This is a genomic window from Hyphomicrobium sp. 1Nfss2.1, from assembly GCF_965243865.1.
Lineage (GTDB): Bacteria > Pseudomonadota > Alphaproteobacteria > Rhizobiales > Hyphomicrobiaceae > Hyphomicrobium_A.
Genome location: NZ_OZ251603.1, coordinates 3849546 through 3864602, shown reverse-complemented (window position 1 = coordinate 3864602; position 15057 = coordinate 3849546). Strand labels below are relative to the sequence as shown.

Below are 15057 nucleotides of genomic sequence, written 5' to 3'. Positions count from 1 at the left end.
AAGGTTGGCGCCCTGTTACTCGGCACCCTCTCGGCCCTCGCCCTGCCGATGCCAGCGGCCAATGCCTACACCGCGTTCGTCACCAACGAGAAGGACAATTCCGTGTCGGTGATCGACACAGAAAAGCTCGAGGTGATCAAAACATTTTCCGTTGGCCAGCGGCCGCGCGGCGTCATTCTGTCGAATGATGCCAAGTGGCTGATCGTCTGCACCAGCGACGACAACATCATCCAGGTCTATGACACGAAGACCTATCAGCTCATCAAGACATTGCCTTCTGGTCCCGACCCCGAGTTGCTGATCCTGCATCCGTCGGGCAATCCGCTGTACGTCGCGAACGAGGACGACAACCTCGTCACCGTCGTCGATATCCAGAGCGGCAAGATCATCGGTGACATTCCTGTCGGCGTCGAGCCGGAAGGCATGGGCATGAGCCCCGACGGCAAAGTGCTGGTCAACACGTCGGAAACGACGAACATGGCCCACTTCATCGACACAACGACCCACAAGACGTTCGACAACGTTCTGGTCGACAGCCGCCCGCGCGTGGCGATCTTCAATCCCGCCGGCACGCAGCTGTGGGTGAGCTCGGAGATCGGCGGCACGGTCACGGTGATCAATCCGGCCGACCGCAAGGTGATCGGCAAGGTTCGCTTCGAGATTCCTGGCGTTACGAAGGAAGCCATTCAGCCGGTGGGCGTCCGTATCACGCAGGACGGCAAGACGGCGTTCGTCGCGCTCGGCCCTGCCAACCGAGTGGCGGTGGTCGACACCGAAACGCTGCAGGTGAAAAAATATCTGCTCGTCGGTCAGCGCGTCTGGCAGATGGCCTTCACGCCCGACGGCAAGCAGCTTCTCACCACCAATGGTGCGTCCAACGACGTTTCGGTGATAGACGTTGCGGCGCTCAAGGTGATCAAATCGATCCGCACCGGGCGCTATCCTTGGGGCATCGTCGTTGCTCCGTTCTAGTCGTTTGATTTTTCGCCGTTCTATCGAGGCTATCGGCGGCCTCCAGGACAAGGACAAACCCGCTCGACAACGAGAGAAGGCGAACGGCCGCAGCACTCCGCGTGGCCAGGCCGAAGAGAAACGACCAACGTTTCCAAAGGCTTGAAATAGGATGTTTGCGGTGCAATCGTCACATCAACATGGCAGATGACCCCAACCCGACCGAGGCAAGCGCGCCTGCGCTGGTCGTCAACAACGTCAGCCACAGCTTTGGCGACAATGCTGCGCTGAAGGACGTGTCGTTAGAGATTCCGCGCGGGCGCTTCGTTGTGCTGCTGGGGCTCAACGGCGCCGGCAAGTCGACGCTATTTGCGCTGATCACGCGATTGTACGACAACGTCACGGGCGAGATCCGCATCTTCGGCCATGACATCCGGCGGCGCGCCATGGCGGCGTTGCAGCGGCTCGGCGTGGTGTTCCAGAGCCGTACGCTCGATCTGGACCTGTCGCTGAAGCAGAACCTTCTCTACCACTGCGCTCTGCACGGCATCCATGGCCGCGAAGCGCGCCGGCGCACCGAACGCGCGCTGCAGATCGTCGGACTGGCAGATCGCGCGAAGGAAAAAGTGCGTAATCTTTCCGGCGGCCAGTCGCGGCGCGTGGAGATTGCGCGGTCGCTGTTGCACCAGCCTTCTATGCTGCTGCTCGATGAGCCCACCGTCGGTCTCGACATCGGATCGCGCGAAAGCGTCGTCAATATCGTGCGCTCGCTGGTGGAAAAGGAAGGTTTGAGCGTCCTGTGGGCAACGCACCTTTTCGACGAGGTGCGGCCGACCGATCTCGTCGTGGTGCTGCACAAGGGCAAGGTGCTGTTTACGGGCACCGTGCCGGAGATGCTCGCCAAGACTGAAACAAAGACCGTCAGCGACGCGTTCCGCAAGTTGACCGGCTCGGGAACCGAGGAACTCGCTGCATGACCGCCATGAGCTCTACCATTCAGCATGGCTCGGCGGCGACATCGTCGATAAGTGAACAGGCATGGGGTGCCGAGCCGCCCCGGCTTGGCGTGCGCGCTTACTTCACCTGTTTCAAGGGCATCGTGTGGCGCGAAGTGCTGCGCTACCTGCATCAGCGCGAGCGCTTCATGTCCGCACTGGTGCGGCCACTGATCTGGCTGTTCATTTTCGCTGCCGGCTTCCGGCAGACGCTGGGCGTATCGATCATTCCTCCGTACGAGACCTACGTTCTCTATGAGGTGTACGTGGTGCCCGGCCTGCTGGGCATGATCCTGCTGTTCAACGCGATGCAATCGTCTCTGTCGATGGTCTACGACCGCGAGACAGGCGCGATGCGGACGCTGCTCGTCAGCCCATTTCCGCGCTCGTTCCTGCTGGTCTCCAAGCTGATTGGCGGCGTCGCGGTGGCGGCGATCCAGGCTTATGTGTTCCTTGCTATCTTCTATTTCTGGGAGGCCGAACTCACAGGCTGGGGCTATACCCTGCTGCTGGCTGCTCCCGCTGCCATGTTCGCGCTTCACATCTTCAGCTCGGCGACAGAGATGTTCTCGGAACGCTTCATGCGGAACGCGCTGCTGGTTGCGGGGGCCTTCGAGATCGGCGCCATAGTTGCCGTGATCTACTACTGGAACCTCGGTGCGCCATCGATGAACTACATCGCGGTTGCGCCCGCGCTGGTGGTCGCGGGATTGATGCTCGGCTCGCTGGCACTATTCATGTCGTCGGTGATCAAGCAGCTCGAGAACTTCGCGGGCGTGATGAACTTCGTCATCTTCCCGATGTTCTTTGCTTCCTCCGCGCTCTATCCGCTGTGGCGCGTGAAGGAGTCGAGCATGGTCCTTTACGAGCTCTGCCAGCTCAACCCATTCACCCATGCGGTCGAGGTGATCCGCTTTGCCCTCTATGGGCAAGTCGATTGGCCGTCGCTGGGGATCGTTCTCGCCTGCACAGCCGTTTTCCTCGGCGCGGCGATCTATGCGTACAACCCCTCAAAAGGCCTGATCGCCCGTCGCGGCGGTCCGGGCGCTGGAGCATGAGCGATGAAAGCCAACAACAAGCAGGATAGCGCCATGACGCGGATGATGAGATGTGCAGCGATGGCCAGCGCCCTCGCAATCCTCGCAAGCACAGGCGCCTTTGCCGAGGACAAGGCGGCAGGCAAAGACGCGCCGGCGAAGGTCGAAGCGGCTCCCGATCTCGCACCTGGGTTGGCACCAGGCGTCGTTCCTGGCGCTCACCCTGGCGGTCTCGAGCCGCAGCCGGGAATCGCCCCGGGCGTCGTCCCTGGTGCGCGCGCCGGTGGTATGGAAGCCGCGCCTCTGGGAGCCAGCCAGCATCCAGCTTTTGCGCCATCGCCCGTCACGCCGGAAAACAACGCAGCCGTCGACTTCTCGCCCTCCGCGGTGCTCGGCAGTCCCGACTGGCCATGTGTTCAGCGGAAGGTGCCGATCATATCAGCCGGGCAGATCTGGGATGGCCCATCGATCGAGAGCATCAAGGACTTCGATCCGGCCATTCGCAACCTGACTGACATTCTAGAGAGCCGGCGCGTTTCAACAGAGGAAGCAGAGAAGGCGATCAAGGAATACGCTGCGTCCATCCCCGAAGCGGAGCGGGACCAGAAGTTGACCGAGCTGTTCGCCAGCTTCCTGCACGAGATCAATACCGACCGCGAGTTCGTGATGGGCAAAGTGGAAGAGTTCCAGCGCCGCCAGAAGGCGCGCGCCACTGAGCTGGAGCGCGAGGGCCAGCAGCTTGCGGAGAAGGGCCTCGCAGCCACAGACGAGCTGCTTCCAACCGAAACGCAGCTCTCTCCCGAGCAGCAGGAGTACAATTGGAACGCGCGCATCTTCCAGGAGCGGCAGCAGAACCTCACGCTGGCGTGCGAGGTGCCGGTGCTCATCGAGCAGCGCGCATTCGAGATCTCGCGCCTGATCCGCGCCGAAATGAAGAGCTGAGGCTGAGGCAGGAGAACTCGGGCGGATCGGATCGTCGAATGGTGGCTGCGCGCCGTCGCCAGTAGCCACAGGCTAGACGCCTGTGCAGCGAACTAGGAGCCGGCGTACTTCTTCAGCTCGACGAGCGGATAGCCAAGTTCCTGCCAGCCATCGGCGCCGTCGCGGTACCACATGACGTTGGTATAGCCGTACTCGAGGGCCCGCTTGGCGGCGTTCCACGACATCCAGCAGTCCTTGAGGCAGAAGAAGACCAGCGGCGCATCTGACTTGCCCTTCGACAGCGTTTTCAGCGCCTCGCGGAAGTGCGCATCCATTTCGTCCGACAGAGCGCCGTAGCCGACGTTGGGGAGCCATGTGGCGCCCTCTATGCTGCGGTGGCTAGGATCGCGCCAGAAGGTGCCAGAGGGCAGGTTTGGCGGTTTGGGCGCCTGTGGGTAGACGTCGATGAAGACGGCGCCGCTCTTGTTCCAGAGGTCCGCCGCTGCGTCGTTGGCAAGAACGTGCGCGCCCTTGAGCGTCGCCGGTACGGGAGCGCGGAATTGGTCCATGCGGTAGCCCTCGGGCTCCGCGGCGGGCTCAGTGTCTGCAACAGCCTCGTCGGCGGCGGGAGGCACGTCAGGATGGGGAGCAGCCCCAGAAGTGGAGGCCGCGGAGGTAGCTGGCTCCGCCGCCCACGCCGCGGTCGCTCCCAGGTCCGCGAAGACCACTAGGATGCCTGCAATCAGGCTCAGGCAGCATCCTGCACGCACACTTCGCGCCCAAACGCTTCCATACGTGATGGCAGGCGTCATTGGGGGCACTCGACTAGCTGCGCGGGGACGTGATCGGCTTGTTGTCCTCATCGATCATCGGCACGCCGTAGTCGAGCAGCACCTTATCTATGTCTGCCTGACGCTTGCGGATGATGTCGTTGAGCTTGCGCTTCCACAGATCATCGCCCTGGCGAACGCCCATGGTGATGCGGAAGTCGACGCGGCCGGCCTTGCCTGCATCCTGAACGAGAGGCACGACGGCCAGCTTCTCGCCGTTGCGGGATGCGTAGTAGCCGGCGATCGGCCCCCACATCACGCCAGCCTCGATCTTGCCGTCGCGAATGTCCTTCACCATCTCGGCCGAGGGGTCGTCGTAGCGGCGATCCACCATGAGACGATAGGGGCGCGCGTAGCCCATCAGGCCAGCTTTGGCGACCAGCGTGGCCGACGGCGTGCCCTGAACAACGCCGATGTGTTTGTCCTTCAGGCGCGGATCGAAAATGCTCTCGACGCCGTCGAGGCCGGTGCCAGGCTTATAAACCAGCGCATATGCAGAGCGATAAAGCGCGTTGGTGTTGAGCACCAAATCATCGCCCTGCCCGGTGCCGATGATCACGTCGCAGCGTTTGGCGAGCAGCGTGTTGCGCGTAAAGCCTACGGCTTGCGGGAACCACGTGTACTCCACGGGCACGCCGAGCTCGTCGCCAATAATGTCAGCAATCTTGTTTTCAAAGCCTTCTTTTTTCTCGTCCGAGAAAGGAAGGTTTGCGGGATCTGCGCACACGCGCAGAACCTTGCGATTTACAAGATCAGATCGGTGACCTTCGACAGCGTGGGCCGAGCCAATCATTGCTGAAAACAAGACGAGGCCGCCCAGGGCGGCCCCGACTAATGTGTTTAGCTTGGTATGCTTCTTAGGATCCAAGGCAAGACTTCTCTTCGTCTCTGGCTTCTTGCGGCTTCTCATCGCGATTGCGACCACCGAGCTGTCCAGCCGGCAGCGCCTCGAAGGAACGTGCCTTCAGATATACGTAGAGGTCGTTGATGAAGCACATCACGTTTTTGTTGTCGCCGAAGGCGGGCATCACGAACTTGGTGCCGGCTTCATCGCGCGTACGGCCACTGGCGACGGTGCCGAGGAACGTCCCGTAATCCATCGTCTGCAGCGAGTTTGCGAGGGCGGGCGCGTACGTCGAGCCGAGACCGTTCGGGCCGTGGCACACGTGGCACTCACCGTGATAGCGGCGGTAGCCGTTATACGTTGCCCAGTCGACAACGTACTTGTTGTCCTTGTGGCAGACATGGAACGTCGGCGTGCCGTCGGGCAGAACCCACTTGCCTTCTTTGAACTCTGCGCCTTCCTGGCTGAGACAGCCGTCGGCGAGCGTCACTTCTTTCTGCAAACCCGGCTGCACATCTTCAGCCATGGCCGTACCCACGACGCCCCCAAGCGCAATGGCGGCAGCAATGGCAAAACTAATCCTTCTCACGCGTTTCCCCTATCTGCTCGGACTACGATAGATGGTTTTACATTTGGGTTGCCAATTAGCACGGCGCAACAGGCAAAATGTCATACCATTTTGCAATGTTGCGCTGCGAATTGGCGACCTTCGTGGATGAACCGCTAATTGAATTCAGCAGGTTCCATTCATACGGAAGACCGGCGCGGGAAACCCGCGCCGGTCCATTGTTCGTATGTCGACGACTTATGGCAGCGACCAGACCGTCAGCGAACCACCGAGAGCGGTGTAGCTGTTCAGACCAGCGTAGCCACCCACGGCACCCAGACCATCGGTCGGGTTCGTCAGGCCAGCTGCCAGGCCGATACCGGCCCAACCACCGACGCCCGAGAAGACGCCGACGTACTGCTTGCCCTTGTGTCCGTAGGTGAACACGTTGCCGATGATGCCAGACGGCGTGCGGTTCTTATAAAGCTCCTTGCCGTCCTTCTGATCGACGCACTTGAAGTAGCCCTCGAGGGTGCCGACGCAGGCGATGCCGCCAGCGGTGGTGAGAACACCCGACCACACCGAGAACTGCTCCTTGTTCGACCAGACGATCTTACCCTTGGAGGCATCCCACGCGATGAAGTTACCCATGTGGCTCTCGCCCTTCGGCGGATACATGGAGAGCGTGGCACCAACGTAGGGCTGACCGGCCGTGTACTCGACCTTGAAGGGCTCGTAGTCCATGCAGACGTGGTTCGTCGGCACGTAGAAGAGGCCCGTCAGAGGAGAGTAAGCAGCAGGCTGCTGGTCCTTCGTTCCGAGAGCGGCCGGGCAGACGTCGGTGGTGTTGACGTCGGGACCGTTGAGGAACGTCGACTTAGAGGCGACAACAGCCGGACGGCCATAGGTCGGGCTCTTGGGGTCGAGATCGACGCCAGTCGTCCAGTTGACGACGGGGTCATACTTCTCGGCAACGAGCGGAATGCCCGACTCACGGTCAACCGTGTAGCCAAGACCGTTGCGGTCGAAGTGCACGAGCACGTTATGCTTCTTGCCCTTCACTTCCATGTTGTCGACGAGGATCATCTCGTTGACGCCGTCATAGTCCCACTCGTCGAACGGGGTCATCTGGTAAGCCCAGGCGGCCTCGCCGGTCTGCGGGTTGCGAGCCATGATGGACATCGACCACTTCTGATCGATCTGCTTGCCATCGGGTCCAGCGCGCTGAGCCGGGTTCCACGTCGACGGGTTGCCCGTGCCGTAGTAGACGAGGTTCAGCTTGGGATCCCAGGCGTACCAGCCCCAGATCGAGCCGCCGCCCAGCTTCCACTGGTCGCCGGTCCAGGTCTTGAGCGAGGAGTCCTTACCAACCGGCTTGCCGAGAGACATGGTCTTCTCGGGGTTGAACAGGATCTCGTCATCCGGACCCATCGAGTAGGCGCGCCACAGACGCTTGCCGGAGTTGATGTCGTAACCGGTGAAGAAGCAGCGGACGCCGAACTCGGCACCCGACACACCGATCATCACGACATCGCCGACGACGAGCGCAGCGCCCGTGCCGGTTTCGCCGCGCTTCGGATCGGCGTTGACAGCCTTCCAAACCTCTTTGCCGGTCTTGGCATCGAGAGCGACGAGAGTGGTGTCAGCCTGATGCAGGAAGAGCTTGCCATCGGCGTACTGCAGACCGCGGTTGACGGTGTCGCAGCACATCACGGGGATGACGGACGGATCCTGCTTCGGCTCGTACTTCCAAACGATCCGGTTCTCATCGTCGAGGTTGAGAGCGTAGACGATGTTCGGGAACGGGGTGTGGAGGTACATCATGTTGCCGATAACGAGGGGCGAACCCTCGTGACCGCGCAGCACGCCGGTTGAGAACGTCCAAGCAACTTTCAGGTTGCCGACGTTCTTGGTGTTGATCTGGTCAAGGTTGGAATAGCGGGTGGCAGAGTAGTTACCCTGCTGCATGCACCAGTTATTTTCGTCAGCGATACACTTGATAACGCTGTCATTGGCCGACGCCGGAGCCGAAAAGGCAGCCGCCGCAACCAATGCACCTGCGAATACGCTTTTGCGCATTGCGCTTCCTCCATTTTAAGGTTCTTGCCACGCAAGTCGGTGGTGAACGGCGTCGCCTCACACCCTAGTTTCTTGGGATGGGGGTTATTCCCCTCTTGTCCCTTATTCAGCGTTCGACGGGGCCGGTCTGGGGATGCCAGTCAGCCCTGGTTGCCGTGTCACACCGCGGCACATCTACGCACTTTTTTTTCCCGGGTGCAAGACGATGAGGTAACGAAAATTCACGCGTCCGTGAAAAGGACAAGATGGCTGACGCATTTTACTCCGTATTCCACCGCAGTTTGCTGCGCTGCGTCTGTGTTTTGTGCAGCGCACGACAACCTTTCAAACTACGCGTGAAATCTCTGCATATCTGCGTTTTCATGACGAGCGAGGGGGCCCGCGCAACGTCACTCGCTGGTGTGGAGGACGGCCCGTCGCGAATCCATCGCCGGACGGCCTCGTTCACGCGTTGCTCTCATTTTCGTGAACGAGTTTGGGCACTTTTCGTGATCACCAGAAGGGATCAGAGCATGGATCTTCGTTCGATGCTGAGAAACAAAAATCGGGAAGTTTTCCCTAATGTTACATCGTTGCTTGTCGGGGCCATCTTGCTCGCTACAAGCATTCCAATGGCAGCGCCGGCGCGCGCAGTCGACGCCCTGCAGGTCGAGGAAGTGGCCCCCGGCGTGTTCGTGCATCAGGGGCGCTACGAGGTTTTCACCCCCCAGAATGCGGGCGACACATCGAACTCGGGCTTCATCATCGGCAACGATGGCGTTGCGGTGGTGGATACCGGCGGCAGCGCCAAAGTCGGCGCGGCGCTTCTGGCCGCAATCCGGGCGCGCACGCAGCTGCCGATCAAGTACGTCATCAATACACACATGCATCCCGACCATGTGTTTGGGAATGCTGCGTTTTTAGGTGAGAAGCCGACGTTCGTCGGGCATGCCAAACTGCCTCGCGCCCTCGCGGCCCGTCGCGATCGCTATCTGGCGATCAACAAGGAGCTTTTGGGGGATTCGTTTGCGGGCACGCAGATCATCGGTCCGACGCTTCTGGTCGACGGAAAGCTCGAACTCGATCTGGGCGGGCGCAAATTGCAGCTCGAGGCCGAGCCCACAGCGCACACCGATAACGACTTGATAGTTCTCGATGAAAAGACCGACACTCTGTTCCTCGGCGATCTTCTCTTCTCGCACCACATCCCTGCTCTCGACGGCTCTATCCGGGGCTGGCTCGCGCTGCTCGACAAGCTCGCGGAGCGCCGGGACGTAAAGCTCGCTGTGCCGGGACATGGGCCTGCAGCAATGCCCTGGCCACAGGCAATGGCGGACGAGAAGCGCTACCTCAGCAAGATCGCCAATGACGTTCGGTCGATGATCAAGCAGGGAAAAACGCTGTCCGAGGCGGCTGAGACGGTTGGACTTTCAGAAAAAGATGCTTGGGTCCTGTTCAAGGAGTACAACGCAAGAAACGTTTCTGCCGCTTTTGCCGAACTAGAATGGGAATAAATGGCAAGGCTTGCCCGGAGGACACCCTAGATGGCTATGCAGACAACTCGAAGAAGCGCTCTTGGCATTGCCGCCGTTGCCGCGATGCTGCTCGGAACGGCTGGTGTCGCGAGTGCGGATGACGTGTGGACCGATCTGCGCCGGGACGTGTTCGACAATCGCGAGGTCGTCGAGGACGGTTTGGTCGAACTCGATGCGCCCTATCGTGCCGAGGATGCCGCTGTCGTTCCGGTGACGATGCGCCTCCCTGCGGCTGCCGGAGAGGTGAAGACGCTGACGCTGATCGTCGATAAGAACCCCGCGCCCGTCGTTGCCACGTTCCATTTGGGCGAGGCCGCAGGCAGGGGCGACCGCATGCTGTCGACCCGCGTGCGCATCGACATGTACTCCAATGTGCGCGCCATCGCGGAGACCGCAGACGGCAAGCTGCACATGGCGACGAAGTTCGTCAAAGCTTCGGGCGGATGCTCGGCGGCCGCATCTAAGGATGCCGATGAAGCGTTCGCCAACCTCGGCAAGATGCAGATCCGTACGTTTGATACAGCCGACGCGAAGGATCGCACGCCGCCTACCCGCGAAGCGCAGGTCATGATCCGTCATCCGAACTTCACCGGCATGCAGATGGATCAGGTGTCGCGTCAATACACGCCGATGCGCATCGTAAGCGAAATGGACGTGAAGCGGGACGGCGAGCGCGTATTCAAGATGGAAGGTGGCATCTCGATTTCAGAGAATCCGAACTTCCGCTTCAGCTTCGTCCCCGGCAAGGAGAACGTCATCGACGTGACGGCCAAGGACACAGAAGGCAAAGTGTTCACCGCAACGTCGGCTGGCAAGGGCGCTTAGCTTATCAGAGCGACGCGAGCTGAGAGAGGCTGCGTGCGGTGAGCCTGGTGCCGGCTGATGGCCGGCGCTCGCGCCGGGCGCACTTGGCGCCTTCCGATCCGCGGCCAAGTCGGTGGCCGGGTATGCATGGGCCAAGCAAAGCCGGCCCATGCTGATTGTCTCTAGAAACAGCGCAGTTCGGCTTCGACCTGAGCGCGCTTCAGGTTCTTCACCTTCTCCAGAAACGGCGGGAAGCTGTTGAACATGGCGACGCTCTCGCCGCCCTTCTGGCGAACAGACATGATCGTCTCGGCCGCTTCATACTCATCGTATGGAAGCAGCGAAGCGATGGTGTCGATCGAGCAAGAGCACTTCTCCAGGACGATGCGATTCTGACCGTTCGTCTGCATGCAGGCGAAGACATAGTCAGCGCGCGCCGAGGTCGGATAATCGTTCTTCGGCAGCTCTACTGCAAAACTCGCCGTTGCGGTCAATGCGGCGACGACGAATGCGCTGCAAGCGGCGGCAGCGATGCTTTTTCTCATTGCGTGCCCTCCAGTCCGGTGACGCCGGCAAGAGTGATGCGTTCGGTGAGCTTCAGCTTCGCCGGCGGATAGCGATTGTGGTACTTGGCGAGGAGATCGACGATCTGGCCAGGGACATCCTTGCTGACGATGACAGCATACTCGGCGCCCTCCCACCCCTGCATCTTGGACTCATACTTGTCGCCGGCAAACGGCGTCATGGAGATGCGGTATGCGTCAATTTCCTTGCCGTTGTAGGTGACCTTGATGGGCTCGACCTTGGCCTGCAGCCAACCGTTGGAAAAGGCGCTCTGCAGGTAGTTCACCTGCCCGCCGGCAAGCTGGTTGAAGGTGCTGACGGCCTGCGAGAAGAAGACGGCGAACACCGGGTTGATGGAGAACTTCTGCAGCTTCTGCAGATCGCGGGCGCGGTCGCCGGAATAAATCTGTAGCTCGAGGTCTTTCTTGCCGTCCGCCTGGTCGGCGGTGACCTTCAAAGTGATATCGTCGGTGAAAGGCTGCCCCAAGATCTTCTGGTCGGTGACGGTGCGCTCGAATTTGTAGTCGATCGTCTTGCCCGGCTCGACATTGGCAAGGTGTTTTTGCTCGAAAATGAGATCTGTCGCCTTCGGCTGGGCCGAGGCCGCGGCACCTGCCGGCTTTGCTTCGTCAGCAGCCATGACTGCTACCGCGCTTGATCCCAGCGCAAGGGCGGCGACGAGGACGAGGCCTCCCAAACCATTGAACCGCATAGTAACGCTTCCTTCCCAGTGACGTTGCCACGTTGTGTAACGTTGTTGCTCTTTTTGCCCGTTCTACTCTTGCCGACGCACCGCCGTAAACAGGCACGACCTTAACGTTTCGTCATTCGGTTGACGGATGGGTGACTGCTGCACTGCAAGAAGAGGGGGCGCGGGGAGGCTCGTGGGGCCGGCTCAGCGCAGAAATAGCCCGAAAGCTCTTGGGCCGTCCCCGACGGCTGCTTCCCCAGTGACAGCCAGCTTATCGGTATCGACCCGCATCACGACGTTATCGAACCAGCAGGCCACGTAGACGTTAGCGCCGGTCGCGTCGGCCATGATGCCTTCGGGGTGATCGCCGATTTCGATGGTTTTGACCGGCTCGAGGTTACCCAGATCGAAAACGCTGAGGCTGCTGCCGTACTGATTGGTGACGAAGGCGCGGCCGCGGGCCAGGGCGACCGCGTAGGGCCGATGGCCGACCGGGACGGTGCCGACGACGATCCCGGTCGCGATATCGATGATGCTGACGTCGTCGCTGGCGACGTTGGCCGTATAGGCGCGCCGGCCCTCTGCATCGATGGTGATGCCAAACGGGCGCTTGCCGACGGGGACGCTTTTCACACGCGTGTTGGTAGCGGTGTCGATGATCGAGACGGCATCGCTGTCACGGTCGGCGCTGAGCAGAAATTTGCCATCCGGCGTCACTGCGAGCCCGGAGGGCGAGTCGCCGACCGCGACCTGGGCGACAACCTTGCCGCCGAGCGGATCGACGACAGAGATTTTGTGCACGTACCAATCGGCCACGTAGACAAGACCGTTGGACGGGTGAGCGGCGACGCCGAGCGGGCCCTCGCCGACCTTGAACCGCTTCGCCACCTGACGCGTGTCAGCGTCGAAGACGACGAGCTCTTTGCTCTCGGGCGACGTGATGAAAGCGTACTTGCGGTCCGACGACATGGCGATGCCGGCCGGATTGCCGCTGATGGCGATCTCGGCAACGGACTTCATGTCGGCGAGCGAGACGATGGAGAGCGAATCGCCGGTCTGGTTGGTCACCAGCGCTTCGGTAAAGGGATGCGTCGCCGCCGGCTCCGAGGCGGCCGGCCAACATCCCAAGACGACGGCGGCACTGAGCGCCGCCGCCAGAATCACAACACCGTTGTGCGAGCGCTGGCGCATCGCACCGGCGCTTAGCCGCCCGTCTCGAGCTTCTTCTTCAGCGCGTCGAGGCCGGAGCGATAGACGCCCTGCACGGCCTTCTTGGCTGCCTCGTCGTTCAGCTCCGGCGGCGGGTCATTGTTCATGAAGCCGCGATAGAAGGCGCCCTTCCACTCGACGGTCGACTTGTCGCCCTCACCCTTCACAGAGATATTGGACGAGTAGTTGTTCACCGGCAGAACCTTCGGGTCGACCTTGGTGATCTCATACTTGTAGATTTTCTTGGCCGGATCGTTGGAGATGAGCTTCTCTTCGATGGTGCCACCCGAGGTCAGCGTCAGCGTCCGGGTTGCATTGGCGTCGTTGCCGCCAGTACCCTCGGTCTTGGCGATGGCCGGGTGCCAGCTCATGTCCTGGAAGTTGCCGATGACGCCCCAAACCTTGTCAGCCGGCGCGTTGATCTCGACGGTCTCCGTCACCTTCTGACGCGACGGCCCGTGTGCAGACGCGAAGGTCGGAAACAGTGCCAGCGCAGCCAGCGCCAGCGCAACAGCTTTCACCATGGGATTTTCCTCCGAGTATCGGTTCTTTTACCCGCCTCTGGCGCGACCATAGTCGCGGCCCGGCGGCATCGCAATCGGCCAACGCCCCGGCAAACCGCCGCATTCGCTACGCGGTTGTTTTGCGGGGGCGTCCGTGCTTACTTGCGCCGCGCGCGGAGGAGACTGCACTAGATGACAGCACATGCTGAGGGTGACGCTACCCACACCTACGAGAACGTCACCTGTCCGTTCTGCGGACTACTATGTGACGACCTCACCGTTACTCGCACAGGGTCCACGCTGAAGGTCAGCAATGGCTGCCCGCGTGCCACGGCCGGTTTCCAGCGGCCATTGCCGCTCGCCAAGCCGATGGTGCGGGATGCCGAAGTCACCCTGGAAGAGGCCATCAAGGCCGCCGCAGATCTCGTCCGCCAGGCGAACCTGCCGCTTTATGGCGGCATGGCCACCGATGTCGCTGGACAGCGCGCGATCATGGCGATGGCCGACCAAACGTGCGGCGTTGTCGATCACGCGCTCAGCGACGGTCAGTATCGCAACTTGCGCGTCGTGCAGACGAGCGGCTGGATCATGTCTACGCTGACGGAGGTGCGCAATCGCGCTGACCTCATCATCATCGTCGGCTCCGACATTCACAAACTGCACGGGCGTTTCTTCGACCGAATCGTCAACCCCGAGCACACGATGTTCGATGGCGTTGGCACGAAGCGCACCGTCATCTTCCTGGGCGAGGGGCTGGATACGTCCGGTGCTGTCGGCCCTCGCGTCGACGAAGTCATCAGCCTGCCGGTTGCAAAGGACCGCATCCCCGAGGTGCTGGCCGCCATCTCGGCGCGCGTGCGAGGCTTCAACATTCCTGCGCCGCAGGCCGCCACGCCTTCGGCGTCAAAGATCGGCAGCATGTTCGCCGGATTGGTGCCCGGTTCCAAGCTTTCAACTACCGAGGCGCCGGCCCATGAAGTCGCCGGTATACCGTTCGCCGACATCGATGCCGTCGCCGAGAAGTGCAAGAAGGCCCACTATGGCGTTCTCGTGTGGGCGCCGCCGGCGCTAAGCATGCCGCAAGCCGATATGACCGTGCACATGATGACGGAGATCGTGCGCGAGCTCAATCAGACGACGCGGTTCGCGGGATTGTCCCTGGGTGGCAACGAGGGCGCGCCGAGCGCAGCTTCGACCTGCACCTGGCAGACGGGCTATCCGCTTCGCGTAAGCTTCGCGAACGGCAAACCCGAGTATGATTCCGTTCGCTACAATATCGGACGCATGCTGAGCGAGGGCGAAGGCGATCTTCTGGTGTGGGTGGCTTCCATCGGCACCGATATCGGCTTGCCGCAAACGAAGGTGCCGACGATCGTGTTGGGTACGCCGGGCGTCCGTCTGGCGCAGTCGCCAACAGTTTTCATCCCGGTTGGAACGCCCGGCGTCGATCATGCAGGCCAGATGGTCCGATGCGATAACGTCGTCTCGCTACCGATGAAGAATTTGCATCGGTCTCAGTTGCCGAGTTCGGCCGACGTTCTCGCCGCCATCCATGCTGCCCTCTGAAG

The 15057-nt window shown here is 61.3% G+C and carries 15 protein-coding genes; 7 read left to right on the top strand and 8 right to left on the bottom strand.

Annotated features, from left to right (window positions below):
* Positions 1-48 precede the first annotated feature (48 nt).
* The 4 genes from ACP15D_RS18865 to ACP15D_RS18850 all read left to right on the top strand — a co-directional run bounded on the left by ACP15D_RS18865 (position 49) and on the right by ACP15D_RS18850 (position 3925).
* A complete protein-coding gene (locus ACP15D_RS18865; protein WP_424959277.1) occupies positions 49-972 on the top strand; it encodes a YVTN family beta-propeller repeat protein in 924 nt (307 codons plus the stop codon).
* 179 nt (positions 973-1151) lie between these two features.
* Positions 1152-1928 (top strand): ABC transporter ATP-binding protein, encoded by a 777-nt coding sequence (locus ACP15D_RS18860; RefSeq protein WP_424958952.1) that lies wholly within the window; start codon positions 1152-1154, stop codon positions 1926-1928.
* On the top strand, positions 1925-3004 hold the full coding sequence (locus ACP15D_RS18855; protein ID WP_424958951.1) for an ABC transporter permease: 1080 nt from the start codon (positions 1925-1927) through the stop codon (positions 3002-3004). The genes ACP15D_RS18860 and ACP15D_RS18855 overlap by 4 nt, the downstream gene beginning before the upstream one ends.
* Positions 3005-3007: 3 nt before the next feature.
* A complete protein-coding gene (locus tag ACP15D_RS18850; protein WP_424958950.1) occupies positions 3008-3925 on the top strand; it encodes a hypothetical protein in 918 nt (305 codons plus the stop codon).
* 92 nt (positions 3926-4017) lie between these two features.
* Here the strand turns inward: ACP15D_RS18850 and ACP15D_RS18845 are convergent, their stop codons facing one another.
* The 4 genes from ACP15D_RS18845 to ACP15D_RS18830 all read right to left on the bottom strand — a co-directional run bounded on the left by ACP15D_RS18845 (position 4018) and on the right by ACP15D_RS18830 (position 8204).
* On the bottom strand, positions 4018-4716 hold the full coding sequence (locus tag ACP15D_RS18845; RefSeq protein WP_424958949.1) for a PQQ-dependent catabolism-associated CXXCW motif protein: 699 nt from the start codon (positions 4714-4716) through the stop codon (positions 4018-4020).
* 13 nt (positions 4717-4729) lie between these two features.
* The gene (locus ACP15D_RS18840) at positions 4730-5461 is read right to left on the bottom strand and encodes a substrate-binding domain-containing protein (protein WP_424958948.1); all 732 of its coding nucleotides are present in this window, start codon (positions 5459-5461) and stop codon (positions 4730-4732) included.
* 130 nt (positions 5462-5591) lie between these two features.
* On the bottom strand, positions 5592-6167 hold the full coding sequence (locus tag ACP15D_RS18835; protein WP_424958947.1) for a c-type cytochrome, methanol metabolism-related: 576 nt from the start codon (positions 6165-6167) through the stop codon (positions 5592-5594).
* Between the two features lie 216 nt (positions 6168-6383).
* On the bottom strand, positions 6384-8204 hold the full coding sequence (locus ACP15D_RS18830) for a methanol/ethanol family PQQ-dependent dehydrogenase (RefSeq protein ID WP_424958946.1): 1821 nt from the start codon (positions 8202-8204) through the stop codon (positions 6384-6386).
* Between the two features lie 281 nt (positions 8205-8485).
* Between ACP15D_RS18830 and ACP15D_RS18825 the strand changes: the two genes are divergently transcribed.
* Positions 8486-9697: a quinoprotein relay system zinc metallohydrolase 2 gene (locus ACP15D_RS18825; RefSeq protein WP_424958945.1), complete on the top strand. Its 1212-nt coding sequence runs from the start codon at positions 8486-8488 to the stop codon at positions 9695-9697.
* Positions 9698-9727: 30 nt separating this feature from the next.
* Complete coding sequence (locus ACP15D_RS18820) at positions 9728-10543, top strand: quinoprotein dehydrogenase-associated SoxYZ-like carrier (protein WP_424958944.1); 816 nt, start codon at positions 9728-9730, stop codon at positions 10541-10543.
* 161 nt (positions 10544-10704) lie between these two features.
* On the opposite strand, the gene ACP15D_RS18815 is transcribed toward ACP15D_RS18820, so the two are convergent.
* The 4 genes from ACP15D_RS18815 to ACP15D_RS18800 form a co-directional block, all read right to left on the bottom strand.
* Complete coding sequence (locus tag ACP15D_RS18815; RefSeq protein WP_424958943.1) at positions 10705-11067, bottom strand: hypothetical protein; 363 nt, start codon at positions 11065-11067, stop codon at positions 10705-10707.
* Positions 11064-11798 (bottom strand): hypothetical protein, encoded by a 735-nt coding sequence (locus tag ACP15D_RS18810; protein WP_424958942.1) that lies wholly within the window; start codon positions 11796-11798, stop codon positions 11064-11066. Before ACP15D_RS18810 ends, ACP15D_RS18815 begins: the two co-directional genes overlap by 4 nt.
* A gap of 183 nt (positions 11799-11981) precedes the next feature.
* Positions 11982-12968, bottom strand: coding sequence for a YncE family protein (locus ACP15D_RS18805; RefSeq protein WP_424958941.1), 987 nt, complete (start codon positions 12966-12968; stop codon positions 11982-11984).
* 11 nt (positions 12969-12979) lie between these two features.
* A complete protein-coding gene (locus ACP15D_RS18800) occupies positions 12980-13510 on the bottom strand; it encodes an SRPBCC family protein (protein ID WP_424958940.1) in 531 nt (176 codons plus the stop codon).
* A 171-nt stretch (positions 13511-13681) separates the two neighbouring features.
* Here ACP15D_RS18800 and ACP15D_RS18795 point away from each other — a divergent pair, with 171 nt between their 5' ends.
* Positions 13682-15055 (top strand): formylmethanofuran dehydrogenase, encoded by a 1374-nt coding sequence (locus tag ACP15D_RS18795; protein WP_424958939.1) that lies wholly within the window; start codon positions 13682-13684, stop codon positions 15053-15055.
* Positions 15056-15057: the final 2 nt, after the last annotated feature.

Excerpts from the sequence above, each read along its gene's own strand:
- ACP15D_RS18845 (WP_424958949.1), bottom strand. The coding sequence starts at position 4,716 with ATGACGCCTGCCATCACGTATGGAAGCGTTTGGGCGCGAAGTGTGCGT.
- ACP15D_RS18795 (WP_424958939.1), top strand. The coding sequence starts at position 13,682 with ATGACAGCACATGCTGAGGGTGACGCTACCCACACCTACGAGAACGTC.
- ACP15D_RS18810 (WP_424958942.1), bottom strand. The coding sequence starts at position 11,798 with ATGCGGTTCAATGGTTTGGGAGGCCTCGTCCTCGTCGCCGCCCTTGCG.
- ACP15D_RS18800 (WP_424958940.1), bottom strand. The coding sequence starts at position 13,510 with ATGGTGAAAGCTGTTGCGCTGGCGCTGGCTGCGCTGGCACTGTTTCCG.
- ACP15D_RS18865 (WP_424959277.1), top strand. The coding sequence starts at position 49 with ATGCCAGCGGCCAATGCCTACACCGCGTTCGTCACCAACGAGAAGGAC.
- ACP15D_RS18805 (WP_424958941.1), bottom strand. The coding sequence starts at position 12,968 with ATGCGCCAGCGCTCGCACAACGGTGTTGTGATTCTGGCGGCGGCGCTC.
- ACP15D_RS18855 (WP_424958951.1), top strand. The coding sequence starts at position 1,925 with ATGACCGCCATGAGCTCTACCATTCAGCATGGCTCGGCGGCGACATCG.
- ACP15D_RS18860 (WP_424958952.1), top strand. The coding sequence starts at position 1,152 with ATGGCAGATGACCCCAACCCGACCGAGGCAAGCGCGCCTGCGCTGGTC.
- ACP15D_RS18850 (WP_424958950.1), top strand. The coding sequence starts at position 3,008 with ATGAAAGCCAACAACAAGCAGGATAGCGCCATGACGCGGATGATGAGA.
- ACP15D_RS18830 (WP_424958946.1), bottom strand. The coding sequence starts at position 8,204 with ATGCGCAAAAGCGTATTCGCAGGTGCATTGGTTGCGGCGGCTGCCTTT.
- ACP15D_RS18815 (WP_424958943.1), bottom strand. The coding sequence starts at position 11,067 with ATGAGAAAAAGCATCGCTGCCGCCGCTTGCAGCGCATTCGTCGTCGCC.
- ACP15D_RS18820 (WP_424958944.1), top strand. The coding sequence starts at position 9,728 with ATGGCTATGCAGACAACTCGAAGAAGCGCTCTTGGCATTGCCGCCGTT.